Source organism: Stenotrophomonas sp. TWI377 (genome assembly GCF_039674525.1).
In the GTDB taxonomy this organism is placed as follows: domain Bacteria; phylum Pseudomonadota; class Gammaproteobacteria; order Xanthomonadales; family Xanthomonadaceae; genus Stenotrophomonas.
Genome location: NZ_JBDJNT010000009.1, coordinates 1 through 13,859, shown reverse-complemented (window position 1 = coordinate 13,859; position 13,859 = coordinate 1). Strand labels below are relative to the sequence as shown.

The window sequence follows — 13,859 nt, the reverse complement described above, 5'->3', positions numbered from 1 at the left end:
TGGCGTGTCGCCGCAGCCGGCTGATCCCGTAGGTCAACGCACCGCCGCAATCGCCCGCGTACGCGCTTTGGCCAGCGCTTCACCCACCGCCGGTCCCTTCAGGTGGGTGAGGTCCAGGTCGCGCGCCTGGACCGCCAGCGCCGCCTGGTGCAGGCGGGTGAGCGTGGTGCCCTGCGGGTAGTCGCTGTCCTCGAAGCCCAGTCGGCCGCGCTTGTCGGCCTCGCAGCACAGCGCGATCTGCGCGATCCGCTCCGGGCGACGGAAGCCGTCGCACCGGGCCAGCAGCTCCAGCACGGTGGCATCGCGCAATTCGTCGATGCGGTGCACGTTGAGATGATCGCGGCAGACCGCTTCGGCCAACTGGCGGTGATCGACCGGCACTTTCAGGCGCTCGGCCAGGGCACGCAGCGGGGCCACCCCGCGCTGCTCATGCATGATGTGACGCGGCCATTCCTCTGGCGGGGTCAAGCCCTTGCCGAGGTCGTGGGTCAGCGCGGCGAAGCCGATCAGGTCATCGCCCGGGGCCAGCTGCGCGGCCATGTCGCTGACCATTTCCTGGTGCACGCCGGTATCCACTTCGGGGTGGAACTCCGCGCGCTGCGGCACGCCATACAGTGCTTCCAGCTCGGGCAGGATCGGGCCCAGTGCATGGGCATCATGCAGCGTGCGCAGGAAGGCGGATGGCCGCGCGGAGGCGAGGGCGCGTCGCAGCTCCTGCCAGACACGCTCGGGCACCAGTGCCTCAAGCTCACCGCTGGCGGCGATCTGCTGCATCAGGGCCATCGTCTCCTCGGCCACGGTGAAGCCGGCTGGGGCAAAGCGCGCCATGAAGCGGGCCGCACGCAGCACGCGCAGCGGATCTTCGATGAAGGCCGGACCGACGTGGCGCAGCACCCGCTGTTGGATATCACGCACGCCCCCATACGGATCCACCAACGTACCGGTGGCCTCATCGCAGGCGATCGCGTTGATGGTGAAATCGCGCCGCTGCAGGTCTTCTTCCAGCGTCACCGACGGGTCGGCATCCACCACGAAACCGCGGTAGCCGCGCCCGGATTTGCGCTCGGTGCGGGCCAGTGCGTATTCCTCGCCGGTGTCCGGATGCAGGAACACCGGGAAATCACGGCCCACGGCCTTGTAGCCCTGCGCTTCCATCTCCGTCTGGGTGGCGCCCACCACCACCCAATCGCGGTCACCGGGGGGCTGCTGCAACAGGCGGTCGCGTACGGCGCCGCCAACAAGATAGATCTTCATGCGCCCATGATGCCGCAGTGGGCCAAGGCGACGCCAACCGGCATACCGGGGCCGGTCAGTCGCCGCCCTTGTCTGCGTTGGCCGCGCAGGCGAAGGTCTTGCGCTTGACCTGCAGGCGGCCGTTCATGCGATCGGTCACCGGCAGCGCGTCGCCGTTCAAGCGCCAGTCGTATATCACGCTGAAGGCCAGGATGCGCGCGACGTACTCGCGGGTTTCCTTGTAGCTGATCGTCTCGATCCAGATGTCCGGATCGAACCCCGGGCGCTGCGACTGCCAGCGGGCGGTCGGGGTCGGGCCGGCGTTGTAGGCGGCAATCGTGACGTAGGGCAGGCCCTCGTACTTGTTCATCAGCTGGCGCAGGTAGGCCGTGCCGATGGCAATGTTGGTGTCGGGGTCGTAGAGGCTGGCGGCGCCGCCGTAGTTGGTCAGGCCGATCGATTTGGCCACGGCCGCGCCGGTGGTGGGCAGGACCTGCATCAGGCCCATGGCGTTGGCCGGCGAGCGGGCCTTCGGGTTGAAGATGCTCTCGGCACGGATCTCCGCGGCGACCCAGGCCGGGTCGATGGCATTGCGTGCGGACTCGCGGCGGATGCTGTCGTCGTGGTGCAGGGGGAAGCGCAGCGAGTACAGGCGCTGCTCGTCCGGGGTCTTGCCGAGCGAGAACACCGCACGGTCGAACCAGCCGTTGTAGCGTGCCACTTCCACGGCGAGACGACGCTGCGTGTTGTCATAGCGGCTCAGCGCATCGTTCCACTCGGCCACGGCCCAGCCTGCACGTTCGATCTTGAACAGTTCCATCGCCCGCACGATCGCCGGGTCCCGCGCGACCGCCGCCTGCGCCTGGGCGCTGTCGTTGGGTTCCCACGGGCACAGCGTGTAGTTCTGGCCGAGCTGGTCGGCGGCCAGGAAGCCATGGAAGGTGGCCGCACGGGCCGCCTCACGGAAGGCCGCCTGCGCTTCGCTGCGTTTGCCGGTCTTGTCCAGCATGCGCGCTTCGAAATAACGCCAGCGCGAGTCGGCCCGCTGGGTGGGGCCCATCTTGCGGATGGCGGTCAGTGCGGCTGGCCAGTCGCCGCGCGACAGCGCTTCGCGCGTGCGCCATTCGTGCAGGCGCTCGTCGTACGCCGATTCGGGCACCGCATTGAGGCGACGGGCGGAGTCGGGACCGTACGAGGCGACCGTCCACAACGCGATCTGGTACAGCACCTGCGCGCGCTGCGCGGCGCTCAGCTGCAGGGCGTCGGCGTACTGCGGCAACTGCTGTTCGGTGGCTCCGGGATCGGCCTTGGCCAGCTTGGCCAGGCCATCGGTGGCGATGCGCCGGCTGCGCTCATTGCGTGGCCAGTTCAACGCGCTGGCGTTGGGCTTGTCGACGAAGGCGGCATAGGTGTTGGCCAACGCCAGGTCGGCAGTGGGCAGGCCGCGCGCGGCGCTGCGCATCACCGCCGGCTGCTGCTCATCGGCAGCGGCATCGATGCGCGCCCAGCGCAGTTCGGTGTTCATTCCGCCCTTGGCGTCCAGCACCGCGAACACCGGATCGCAGGCATCGGGCAGCGATTTGCCGGTACTGCGCCAGATCGCCTGCGCCTCGCTGACCCACTGCGCATCGGCCTTGCCGGTAGCCTGGCGTGCGTTGAGCTGGGCGCAGCGCAGGCCGACGTTGGTCGTGTCGGTCCAGTTGGCGAGCAGCGTCGGCCAATCCTGGCGCCGCGCCACCGCGGGCAGCCATACGTTGCGGAAGCTGGTGGCCACCGCCTGGCCGTTGTAGCGCTTCAGGAAATCCTGCGCCTGCACGTTGCTGACGGTATCGATGTTGCGCCGCAGGTTGGCGAATTCGACCCAGCCATACAGCGGGTGCCTGCTCAGTGCCGCCGCCTGGGCAGGATCGAACTGGCCGCGCTCGGCATTGTCGATCACGGCCTTGAGCTGCGCGCGCTGGGCATCCAGGTTCTGGGCATCGGCCACCGGGCTGACCCCGGTGCAGGCCAGCAGGACGGTCGCGCTGAAGAAATACAGGGGAAGTCGAGTCATGCCGGAAAGCATAACGGCGCGGGGTGAAAGGGAGTGAGGGCAAGCCGACTCGAGGATGAACAGCTGCCGCTGAGGCGGGCCATTCGCATCACCGGTCCATCGCTCCACCGGTGACCACGGACGTGGGAAGCACGTGCCGATCGCGATCCCACCGCATCATGGGCGGTGTAGCACGTGGATGCCCGTGCGGGCGACGTTCAACGGCTGCGCACTGAAGCCGATTCCGACGCGCTGGATGGCGCAAATGCCAAGGTTCCGGTCGCCACCCGAATCCTGGCATCAAGCGGATGGCGTTCGCGCAGCAGCGGCACGACGCCCACCTTGGATGCCTTCAACGACCCTTGAAAACAGCGACATTTGCGTTCCTACGCGTCGCACGGGAGCTGCCTCCATAGCTGGACCCTGCGCAGTCGGTTTTGTCGAATTCCCGTGAAAGCGAGGCGCACGTCACTCCTTCACATTTACAGGTTGTTTACAAAGGAGACGCTGCCGCCATGCAGGGGGCGCGGCAGCCCAGCCCGACATTCCTTTGGAGAGAGAGCGAATGAACAACCTGCATCACCGCCCGCTGGCGGTTGCCGTATCCGTGTGCCTGTTGCTGGCTGCGCCGGCCTTGGCCAGCGCGCAGGACGCGCCCCGCAGCACGACCGATCTGGACCGGGTGGAAGTGACCGGCAGCCGCATCAAGCGGGCCGAGGTGGAAGGGCAGGTGCCGATCCAGACCCTCACCCGCACCGAGATCGAACGTACCGGCCTGACCTCGATCGGCGATGTGCTGCAGCAGCTGACCGGCTCCGGTTCGGCGCTCAATGCGAAGTTCAATTCCTCGGGCAACTTCGGCTTCCCGCCAGATGGCAGCGGTGTGGGTGCGGGCTCGGCCCAGGTCGATCTGCGTCACCTGGGTGCCAAGCGGGTGCTGGTGCTGGTCGACGGCATCCGCTGGGTCAACGAATCCTCCGCCTCCGGCGTGGGCGCGGCGACAGACTTGAACACCATCCCGCTGGCCATCGTCGAGCGCATCGAAGTACTCGAAGACGGCGCGTCGTCGCTGTACGGCTCCGACGCCATCGCCGGTGTGGTCAACATCATCACCCGCCGCGAATTCGACGGCGCGCAGGTGACGATGAACTACGGCGAATACACCAAGGGCGATGGCACCCAGAAGGGCGTGGACCTGGCCTGGGGCACCAGCGGTGACCGCTACAGCCTGTTCCTGGGCGCGAGCTGGACCAAGCAGGATCCGGTGTATGCGCGCGACCGCGAGCAGTCGCGCCTCCCGATCCCGGGCACCGGACTGGCCTTCGGCAGTGGCGGCATTCCCCAGGGGCGCTTCAAAATCATCGACCCCACTTCCGGATTGTTGCAGGACATCGTGCCCAATACCGGGGTGAGCAACCCACGTTACGACGGCAGTGCCGGCTGCACCCGCAGCGATGATTACCACTGCTTCACTTCCGCCGACCGCTTCAACTTCGCCGACTACAACATGGTGCTCACTCCGTCCGAGCGGAAGGGTATCTTCGGGCAGTTCCGTTTCGACCTCACCGATGACATCCAGTGGTACATCAAGGCACTGGGCAATCGCCGCGAATCCACCAACCAGGCCGCACCCGAGCCGCTGTTCTTCGGCCCCGATGGCGCCACCGGCAATCCGCTGGCGGACAATATCGTGGTTTCCGGGCTCAACCCGTACAACCCGTTCGGCTTCGATCTGGTTGCATCGGACAATATGATCTTGATCGGCCGCCGCCCGGTGGAAGGCGGCGCGCGCGTATACGAGCAGGAGGTCAACACCCAGTACTTCGCCACCGGGCTGGTGGGCCAGTTCCAGGCCGCGGATCGCAGCTGGTTCTGGGACCTCAACGGCATGTACAGCAAGAACAAGGCCGAGCAGACCAACTATGGCAGCTACGACATCTACAAGGTCAACATGGCGCTGGGGGAGCCGGCCATCTGCGCGGCCACGCCGGGCTGCGTACCGCTGAACATCTTCGGTGGGGTCGGCTCGATCACCCCGGAGATGCTGCGCTGGATCCAGCCGGTGGTCCGTGACCGCAGCCAGAACGAGCTGAGCCTGTTCACCGCCAACCTGAGCAGTGAGCTCTTCACCCTGCCGGCCGGCCCGGTCTCGTTCGCCACTGGCTATGAGTACCGCAAGTACGAGGGCCGCTACGATCCGGATCCGCTGACGGTGATCGGTCACTACAACGGAGTGCCGTCACTGCCGACCTCCGGTTCCTACGATGTCAACGAGGCCTACCTGGAGTTGAGCGTGCCGATCTTCGCCAAGAGCGCGCTCGGCGAAAAGCTCGACCTGAGCCTGGCGGGGCGCTACTCGGATTACTCCACCTTCGGCGGCGAATTCACCCCGAAGTACGGCCTGCGCTGGCAGGTGACCAACGACTTCGTGCTGCGCACCAGCTATGCCGAAGGCTTCCGCGCGCCGTCGATCGGCGAGCTGTACGGCTCGGCCGCGCGTGCCGACCTGCAGCTGTTCGATCCCTGCTCGGTCGGGCTGGGCGGCACGCCGCCGCGTGGCAGCGCGGCCAACTGTGCGGCGCTTGGCGTGCCGGGCGGCTTCCAGCAGGCCAACTCGCAGATATCGGTCACCACCGGCGGCAACGCCGAGCTGGATCCGGAGCGTTCGCGCAGCTTCAGTGCCGGCTTCGTGTGGAGTCCGTGGTTTGGCAGCAATGCGTCGTGGTCGGAGCGCTTCGATGTCGAGGTGACGTTCTACCGCCACCACATCGAAGGCGCGATCCAGGCGATCAACGCGCAGACCCAGCTCGACCTGTGCGTGGACACGCTGGACCCGCTGTACTGCAGTGGCATCACCCGCGCCTCCACCGGGGCGGTCAGCAGCTTCAACAACCGGTTGACCAACCTGGGTTCGATCAAGACCGATGGCTGGGATGTGGATCTGTTCTGGACCCTGCCGCAGACGGAGATCGGGCAGTTCAAGCTGGGCTGGCAGAACACCTTCGTCGGCCGCTATGAGGCACTGGGCGCGGCCGGCCAGCGGCAGCCACAGGAGCCGGGGGTGGAAGTGGCCGACAGCTCGATCCCGGAATGGACCAGCAATGCCACGCTGAGCTGGAATCTGGCCAACTGGAACGCCTCCTGGACGGTGCGCCACATCTCCAAGCTCACCGAGGAGTGCGGCGATGTGGCCGCCTTCCCGATCTGCAGCAACCAGGCCGAAGGCACCAACGAACTGTCGGCCACCACCTTCCACGACATGCAGGTGGGCTACAAGGTCGACTGGATGAAGGGTCTTCAACTCAGCGCCGGCCTGAACAACGTGTTCGACAAGGATCCGCCGATCTGCCTGTCGTGCTCGCTCAACGGCTATGACGCGTCCACCTACGACATTCCGCGCGGGCGCTACTGGTACGTGCGCGCGGACCTGCGGTTCTGATCGCGGGCTGATGCGAAGGTGACACACCGGGGCGCCATCAGGGCGCCCCGGTGCCGGCTTGCAGCAGTGCCGGTCAGGCCCCGCTGCGTGCAGGGACGGACAAATGCGTTGCGCACACCGGCCACCGCGCGTGCCTGGCATGCCGGTGCTGTCTGCGTCAGGCATCATGGGGAGCCGGCCAGCGGCCGGCACTACCTCTCCTGAACGGCATTGCCATGAACCTGCATACCTGGTGGATCTTCGCCGTCACCGTGTTCGTCCTGTGCGGCACGCCCGGCCCGAACATGCTGCACGTGATGACCCGCAGCGTGCGCGTGGGTTTCCGTCGCAGTATCGCCGCCATGGCCGGCTGCCTGACCGCGCTGGTACTGGCCCTGGCGATCTCCGCCGCCGGGCTGGGCGCGGTGCTCAAGGCCTCGCCGATGGTGTTCGACGTGCTGCGCTACGCGGGCGTGGCGTACCTGGTGTACCTGGGGATCAAGGCCTGGCGCGGCGGTGATGCGCCGATCGACGTCGGCAGCACCACGGCGCTGGTGCCCAGTTCACGCACCGTGCTGTTCCGCGATGGATTCATCATCGGCATCAGCAACCCCAAGTTGCTGCTCTTCGCCTCGGCGTTCCTGCCGCAGTTCGTTGATCTCACCCAGCCGCAGCTGCCGCAGTTCGTGATCCTGGTGGCGACCTTCGCGGTGATGGAGATGTTCTGGTACGGGGTGTACGCCGCCGGCGGCCGCGGGCTGGCCGGTCATCTGGCCAAGCCGGGGCTGCGCAAGGTGTTCGACCGCGTGGTCGGCACGATCTTCATCGGGTTCGGGTTGGCGCTGCTGCGCGCACGGCCGTGATGGTCTGGCGCAGCGCGCGCGGCGTTTATGGTAGTGCCGGCCGCTGGCCGGCTCCCGACCCATCTGCCGGGGCCCCAAACGCAGAGAGCCGGGCAATGCCCGGCTCCCCGTTGTTGAAGCGATACGATCAAAGACCGGTCAGAACGACCAGTTGAAGGTGATGGAGCCATTGCGACCATCACCGTACGCGCCGTACCCGTTGATCTGCGAGAAGTACGTCTTGTCCAGCAGATTGTTGAGGTTGGCCTGCACGCTGAACGCCGGCGAGATGCGGTAGCGCACGAACGCGCTGACCAGCGCATAGCCACCCTGCTCGATGAGGCCATAGGCCGGCACCGGATAGTAGATGCCGTTCTGCCAGTTGGCACCGCCACCGACCGTCAGCGCGCTCAGCGACTGCGGGGTGTAGCTGGTGAACAGCTTGATGGTGGTCTGCGGCAGGTTGGTGTTGATGTCCGCATCGTTGATGTCCTTGGCCACGTAGCGCGAGGCACCGAAGGTCGCGTTCCAGCCCGGCGCGAGTTCGCCGTTGAGCTCGAACTCGAAACCGCGGCTCACCGTGCCGCGCGCGGCGATGTAGGCGAACTCACCCGGGCGGCTGGGGATCAGCTCGCTGGTGACCTGTGCGACGTTGTCCTGCTCGATGCGGAACGCAGCGACGGAGGCGTTCAGGCGGTTGTCGAACCAGGCGCCCTTGACGCCGATTTCGTAGCTCTTGCCGTCCACCGGATCGAGGTAGCTGCCGCTGCGGTCGCGCGCCGTCTGCGGCTGGAAGATCTCGGTATAGCTGGCGTAGGTGGAGTAGGTGTCGTTGATGTCGAACACCAGGCCGGCGTACGGAGTGGTGACCTTGTGCGAACGGTCATCGCCTTCACCTTCGCTCTTCCAGTCGGTGTAGCGCGCGCCCAGGATGAGCTTGAGCGGATCGGCCAGCGACAGGCGGGTGGCGACGTAGCCGGCTTTCTGGGTGATGGTGCCTTCGCTCTGCAGCGGCAGGGTGCCGACCCAGTTCGGTTCGGGGAAATCCGCCACACCGGCCAGATAGTTGTCCAGCGGCGCCCAGCCCATCTGGTAGTCGCCGTAGTTGGCGAACTCGCGCTTGTTGTAGCTCAGGCCGGCCATGAACTGGTGCTCGCGACCGAACAGCTGGAACGGACCTTCCACGAAGCCGTCCACCGCATTGACCTTGCGCTCGGTGTTGTAGAACCCTGCCGAGGGCGTAACGCCGGCACCGGTGGTCTTGTCCAGCAGCGATGCACCGCTGGTCCAGTCGTTGTAGGCCGGGTAGAACAACTTGTCATCGGCCTTGGTCGTGTCGTGCGTTGCGCCGAGCTTGACCTTCCAGTCGTTGGCGAACGCATGCTCCAGCGTGGCGAACAGGCGCTTGCTGGTGGTATCCCAGTAGGTCCAGCGCGGGTTGGCGCTGAAGGACGCATCGAACGGGGTCAGGCTGCCATCGGAGAACAGCATCGGGAAGCCACCCCAGGTCGCGCCGTTCGCGCGCTTCTGCTGGTAGTCGTAGCCCACGCTCAGCTGGGTGTCCGGGGTCAGGTCGGCATCGATCACCGCATAGCCCAGCGTCTTGTGCTGGTCGTAGCGGTCCATCTGCGATTCGGTATCCAGGTAGCTGCCGATCACGCGCGCGCGCACCGAGCCGCTGGCGTTCAGCGGGGTGGTTACATCCACCGTGCTGCGGGTGCGGCCCCAGCTGCCGACATTGACCGACACGTTGCCGGTCAGTTCGGCGCTGTCGGCGTGCTTGCGGATCAGGTTCACCGAGGCAGACGGGTTGCCGGCGCCGCTCAGCAGGCCGGTGGCGCCACGGACCACTTCCACGCGGTCATACAGGGCCAGGTCCAGGCCGGAATCGCCGTAGCTCCAGTTCTGCACCATCTGGGTCGGCAGGCCGTCGAACTGGTAGCTGTCGATGTAGAAACCGCGCGCATAGAACTCGGTGCGCTCGGTATCGGACTGGGTGCTGCTCACACCGGTGGTGTTGGCCAGCACGTCGATGATGTCATCAAGGTTCTGATCTTCGATGCGCTGGTGGCTGATGATGCTGACCGACTGCGGGATCTCGCGCGGGGCCAGATCGAAGCGGGTGCCGGCCGAGGTCCGGCGGACCGAATAGCCTTCGGCGCGCTCGCCCTTGACCACGATCTTGTCCAGGGTGGTGGCGTCAGGAGTCGCATCCTGCGCGAACGCAGGCGTAACGGCGAGGGCGCACAGCGCCACCATCAAGGCCTGCGGCAGCGGGCGACGGTGCATCGACGGGCGGGACAGCACGTGGGCGGAGCGGGTCATCGGCGTTTCCAGAAAGGCGGCAACGGGCAAGGCCGGCGTCCTGGGTGGCCTGCGGCGGAGCGGGTGGGGGCAGGAAGCGGCTGGCGGGGGCGGTGACCCGGCGCGGGCTCGATAACTGTTCACGGGTACGCATCCCTTGCGCGACCCGGATCACACTATGGTAATAGCAATGATTCGCATCATCAACCGCATCGGACATCGGCACCGATGCGCAAGGCCGGCGACTCCAGGCGCTCTCGTATTCATACTTCCCGCTGCCGAGCCCCCGCGGGCGCAGGCGCGCCTCGTGCGTCGCCGCAGCTACCCGCGCGCTGGGTTAACAGCCCCGTCGCTACCCTGAGCCTGCGCTGGGTGGACAGCCTGAGCCTCCGCGCGATTCGGCGGCCCCGCGCAGGCCAGGCCGCCTTCCTCCGCTGCAGGAGATGCCCATGGTCAGCAAGAATACGATCTGCCTCTGGTTCGACGGTACCGCGCTGGACGCCGCCACCTTCTACGCCGCCACCTTCCCGGACAGCGCGGTGCACGCGGTGCATCACGCACCGGGCGACTTCCCCTCCGGCAAGCAGGGGGACGTACTCACCGTCGATTTCACCGTCGCCGGCATTCCCTGCCTCGGGCTCAACGGCGGACCGGCGTTCAAGCACAGCGAAGCCTTCTCCTTCCAGATCGCGACCGATGACCAGGCCGAGACCGACCGGCTCTGGAACGCGATCGTCGGCAACGGCGGCGAGGAAAGCGCCTGCGGCTGGTGCCGCGACAAGTGGGGCCTGTCCTGGCAGATCACCCCGCGGGTATTGACCGACGCGGTGACCAGCAAGGACCCCGCCGTGGCCCGGCGTGCGTTCGAGGCGATGATGACCATGCGCAGGATCGACGTGGCGGCCATCGAAGCGGCGGTGAGAGGCTGAGACAACAGGCGCGGCGCGTTGCAGCGGACAGCAAGAACGATCAAATGGCGCGGCGCGCGCTGGGTTACGCTGCGGTCCCGTTCATCGGCATGGATCTGGCGGTATGGGTGCGGCACGCAGGGCCCTGTGGTACATCGAAAGCCACTTCGCTGAAAACCCGTCGCTGGCCGATATCGCCGGCGTGGTGGGGCTGTCGCCGTTCCATCTCTCGCGGCTGTTCCAGCTCACCACCGGCACCTCGGTGGTGCGCTATCTGCGAGGCCGCCGGCTGACCCACGCCGCGCACCAGCTGGCGGCCGGGGCCGATGGCATTCTCGAGGTGGCCATTGCTGCCGGCTACGCCTCACACGCGGCCTTTACCCGCGCATTTTCCGAGCAGTTCGGACGGTCGCCCGAGCAGGTGCGCGAGCAGGGGCCGGCCGGCATGGTGTTGGTCGAGGCATTGAAGCTGATCGATCCCTCGACACCCTGCACGATCGAACCCCATCGCGCGCACCGCGGTGCCCTGCGCGTGGCCGGCATCGGTGCACGCCATACCGCCGCGACCGTCGCATCGATTCCTTCGCAATGGCAGCGCCTGGACGAGGCGCATGGGCTGGGCGCGCAGATCGCCTACGGCGTGTGCGGCAACAATGACGCTGACGGCGGCTTTGACTATATCGCCGGCGTGGAGATCCCTGCCTCCGCGCCCGTGCCCGCCGGCTGGCAGGCGATCTCGATCGCGCCCCGCGAGTATCTGGTGGCCTGGCATGCCGGGCACATTTCCGCGATCCGCTCCACCTGGTTCTGGCTGTTGAATGACTATCTGCCGGCGTCCGGCCTGACCCTGGCCGACGCACCGGACCTGGAGCGCTACGACGCGCGCTTCGATGACCGCAGCGGCCACGGCGGGGTGGAGATCTGGCTGCCGCTGGCCGACACGTTGCACCTCAAGGAGATTGACCCATGCGAATGACCGCCCGTTGTTGTGCTGCGCTGCTGGCGCTGTGCCTGCCCCTGTTTGCCGCTGGGGCCGTGCCGCCCGTTGGCGAGCGGCACGGCGTTGCTCATACGCCCAGTGCGGCCGTGCGCGATGCCGACCACCGCGACAACGTGCGCTACACCGTGTGGTATCCGGCCCAGCCCGATGCGCAGGAAACCGCGCTGACGATCGGCCCGCCGGGGGCGCCCTTGTTCGAGGTCGGTACGGCGGCCGCCGATGCCGCCATCGCCAAAGGACGCTGGCCGGTCCTGCTGCTCTCGCACGGCAACGGTGGCAGTGCCCGGATGATGGGCTGGTTCGGCACCGCGATGGCGCGGGCCGGATACGTGGTGATCGCAGTGGATCATCCCGGCAACAACGGGGTGGACCCGATGACCGAGGCCGCCAGCATCCTGATGTGGAACCGCGTGGATGACCTGGCTGCCGCGCTGGCCGCGGTGCAGGCCGACCCGGTGCTGGCCGCGGAGATCGATGCCACCCGGTTGGGCATCGCGGGCTATTCGGCCGGCGGGTTCACTGCCCTGGTCGCCGCGGGCGCACGCCCGGACGTGAAGCGGCTGCTGGCGTTCTGCCGCGCATATCCCGCCGATGGGGTATGCGCCCCGCAGGCGGAGAACCCGGCGCTGACGCTTGCCCGCCGGATGGCGGCTGCAGACACACCGGAACTGGCCCCATGGGTGGCCAAGGCCGGTGAGGATCGCGCCATCCCAGGCGTGGACGCCGTGTTCCTGATTGCGCCGGCCATGGTGCAGGCCTTCGCCCCGGAGGAACTGGAGAAGGTCACGCCGCCGGTCTCGATCATCGTCGGTGCAGCCGACACCGTGGCCTCACCGGCCACCAACAGCGACGTGGCTGCCTCGGCACTTCCGAAGGCGACGCTGACCACCTTGCCGGCGGTGGGACACTACGACTTCCTGTCCAGCTGCACCGCTTTGGGCCAGACGCGCGTCGGCGCACTCTGCCAGGTGGCGGCCGACAAGCAGGCCACACACGGGGCCGCGATCACGGAAGCGACGGCATTGTTCGATGCTGCGCTGTCGGCCACGCGCTGACGCAGGTAGCTCCGCCCGGGCAACGTTCAGCGCCTTCCGAGCGCGGCACATCAAGGCCGCCGTCAGGGCCAGCAGCAAGGCGGCGTCGGCAGGCGATCCGCAATATCCTGTGCGCATGTCGACCTCCCGCCTCTCTACGTTCTTTCCCGCCCTGGCCGTGCTGGGCTCGGTCACCTCGCTGGCCGTCGGCACCTCGTATGCCAAACAGCTGTTCCCGCTGATCGGTGCGCAGGGCACCAGCGCACTGCGCGTGGGCTTCTCGGCGCTGGTGCTGCTGATGGTGTTCCGGCCGTGGCGCTGGACCACCTCGCGCGCGGATGCGGGGGCGATCTTCCGCTATGGCATCACGTTGGGGGTGATGAACCTGCTGTTCTACATGGCGCTGCGCACGATCCCGTTCGGCATCGCGGTGGCGATCGAATTCTGCGGGCCGTTGGCGGTGGCGATGTGGTCCTCGCGGCGGCCGGTCGATTTCGTCTGGGTCGGCTGCGCGCTGGTCGGGCTGTTGCTGCTGCTGCCGCTGGGCCATGGCGAGCCACTGGATCCGGCCGGGGTGATGTTCGCCCTGGGCGCGGCGGTGTGCTGGGCGATGTACATCATCTTCGGCAAGCGTGCCGGCCATCTGCCGGCCGGGCACACCGTCTCGCTGGGGCTGTGCGCGGCGGCGCTGGTGGTGGTGCCGGTCGGTGTGGCGCACGCGGGCATGGCACTGCTGGAGCCGAAGATCCTGCTGTTCGGGCTGGGCGTGGCGATTGTCTCCAGCGCGATCCCGATGTCGCTGGAGATGATGGCGCTCAAGCGATTGCCGAAGGAGACCTTCGGCATCCTGATCAGCATGGAGCCGGCGGTCGCCGCGCTGCTGGCGATGGGGTTGCTCGCCGAGCACCTGACCACGCTGCAGTGGGCGGCGATCGGCTGCACGGTGGTGGCCTCGGTGGGCAGTACGTTGACCGCGAAGCGAGCGGTGCCCGTGGTGCCGGGCGCGCCGGGGTGATCGTGATGCCGTAACCGGTAGTGCCGGCCGCTGGCCGGCTCCGCGATTACCGTGGGTTCGCGAGGAGCCGGCC

10 protein-coding genes are annotated in these 13,859 nt (G+C 67.3%); 7 read left to right on the top strand and 3 right to left on the bottom strand.

All coding sequences use genetic code 11. The features are described from left to right. Positions 1–33 precede the first annotated feature (33 nt). Both ABE546_RS09400 and ABE546_RS09395 read right to left on the bottom strand, forming a co-directional pair. Positions 34–1,254, bottom strand: a complete 1,221-nt coding sequence (locus ABE546_RS09400) for a multifunctional CCA addition/repair protein (protein WP_313219590.1) — start codon at positions 1,252–1,254, stop codon at positions 34–36. Between the two features lie 55 nt (positions 1,255–1,309). Further along, complete coding sequence (locus ABE546_RS09395) at positions 1,310–3,286, bottom strand: transglycosylase SLT domain-containing protein (RefSeq protein WP_346463462.1); 1,977 nt, start codon at positions 3,284–3,286, stop codon at positions 1,310–1,312. Between the two features lie 174 nt (positions 3,287–3,460). On the opposite strand from ABE546_RS09395, the gene ABE546_RS09390 reads away from it, so the two are divergent. The 3 genes from ABE546_RS09390 to ABE546_RS09380 all read left to right on the top strand — a co-directional run bounded on the left by ABE546_RS09390 (position 3,461) and on the right by ABE546_RS09380 (position 7,546). Continuing rightward, positions 3,461–3,631 (top strand): hypothetical protein, encoded by a 171-nt coding sequence (locus tag ABE546_RS09390; RefSeq protein WP_346463460.1) that lies wholly within the window; start codon positions 3,461–3,463, stop codon positions 3,629–3,631. A gap of 199 nt (positions 3,632–3,830) precedes the next feature. Continuing rightward, positions 3,831–6,704, top strand: coding sequence for a TonB-dependent receptor (locus ABE546_RS09385; RefSeq protein WP_346463458.1), 2,874 nt, complete (start codon positions 3,831–3,833; stop codon positions 6,702–6,704). Positions 6,705–6,919: 215 nt separating this feature from the next. Further along, positions 6,920–7,546: a LysE family translocator gene (locus ABE546_RS09380; RefSeq protein WP_346463457.1), complete on the top strand. Its 627-nt coding sequence runs from the start codon at positions 6,920–6,922 to the stop codon at positions 7,544–7,546. 138 nt (positions 7,547–7,684) lie between these two features. Here the strand turns inward: ABE546_RS09380 and fhuE are convergent, their stop codons facing one another. Next, positions 7,685–9,850, bottom strand: a complete 2,166-nt coding sequence (gene fhuE / locus ABE546_RS09375; RefSeq protein WP_346463455.1) for a ferric-rhodotorulic acid/ferric-coprogen receptor FhuE — start codon at positions 9,848–9,850, stop codon at positions 7,685–7,687. 428 nt (positions 9,851–10,278) lie between these two features. On the opposite strand from fhuE, the gene ABE546_RS09370 reads away from it, so the two are divergent. The 4 genes from ABE546_RS09370 to ABE546_RS09355 all read left to right on the top strand — a co-directional run bounded on the left by ABE546_RS09370 (position 10,279) and on the right by ABE546_RS09355 (position 13,786). Further along, positions 10,279–10,758 carry a VOC family protein gene (locus ABE546_RS09370; protein WP_070471854.1) on the top strand — a complete coding sequence of 160 codons (480 nt, stop codon included), beginning with the start codon at positions 10,279–10,281 and terminating at the stop codon, positions 10,756–10,758. A 103-nt stretch (positions 10,759–10,861) separates the two neighbouring features. Beyond that, positions 10,862–11,713, top strand: a complete 852-nt coding sequence (locus ABE546_RS09365) for an AraC family transcriptional regulator (protein WP_346463453.1) — start codon at positions 10,862–10,864, stop codon at positions 11,711–11,713. After that, positions 11,704–12,792, top strand: a complete 1,089-nt coding sequence (locus ABE546_RS09360) for an alpha/beta hydrolase (RefSeq protein WP_346463451.1) — start codon at positions 11,704–11,706, stop codon at positions 12,790–12,792. Before ABE546_RS09365 ends, ABE546_RS09360 begins: the two co-directional genes overlap by 10 nt. A gap of 115 nt (positions 12,793–12,907) precedes the next feature. Beyond that, positions 12,908–13,786: an EamA family transporter gene (locus tag ABE546_RS09355; RefSeq protein WP_346463449.1), complete on the top strand. Its 879-nt coding sequence runs from the start codon at positions 12,908–12,910 to the stop codon at positions 13,784–13,786. Positions 13,787–13,859 lie beyond the last annotated feature (73 nt).

Excerpts from the sequence above, each read along its gene's own strand:
- ABE546_RS09400 (WP_313219590.1), bottom strand. The coding sequence starts at position 1,254 with ATGAAGATCTATCTTGTTGGCGGCGCCGTACGCGACCGCCTGTTGCAG.
- ABE546_RS09395 (WP_346463462.1), bottom strand. The coding sequence starts at position 3,286 with ATGACTCGACTTCCCCTGTATTTCTTCAGCGCGACCGTCCTGCTGGCC.
- ABE546_RS09385 (WP_346463458.1), top strand. The coding sequence starts at position 3,831 with ATGAACAACCTGCATCACCGCCCGCTGGCGGTTGCCGTATCCGTGTGC.
- ABE546_RS09380 (WP_346463457.1), top strand. The coding sequence starts at position 6,920 with ATGAACCTGCATACCTGGTGGATCTTCGCCGTCACCGTGTTCGTCCTG.
- fhuE (WP_346463455.1), bottom strand. The coding sequence starts at position 9,850 with ATGACCCGCTCCGCCCACGTGCTGTCCCGCCCGTCGATGCACCGTCGC.
- ABE546_RS09370 (WP_070471854.1), top strand. The coding sequence starts at position 10,279 with ATGGTCAGCAAGAATACGATCTGCCTCTGGTTCGACGGTACCGCGCTG.
- ABE546_RS09365 (WP_346463453.1), top strand. The coding sequence starts at position 10,862 with ATGGGTGCGGCACGCAGGGCCCTGTGGTACATCGAAAGCCACTTCGCT.
- ABE546_RS09360 (WP_346463451.1), top strand. The coding sequence starts at position 11,704 with ATGCGAATGACCGCCCGTTGTTGTGCTGCGCTGCTGGCGCTGTGCCTG.
- ABE546_RS09355 (WP_346463449.1), top strand. The coding sequence starts at position 12,908 with ATGTCGACCTCCCGCCTCTCTACGTTCTTTCCCGCCCTGGCCGTGCTG.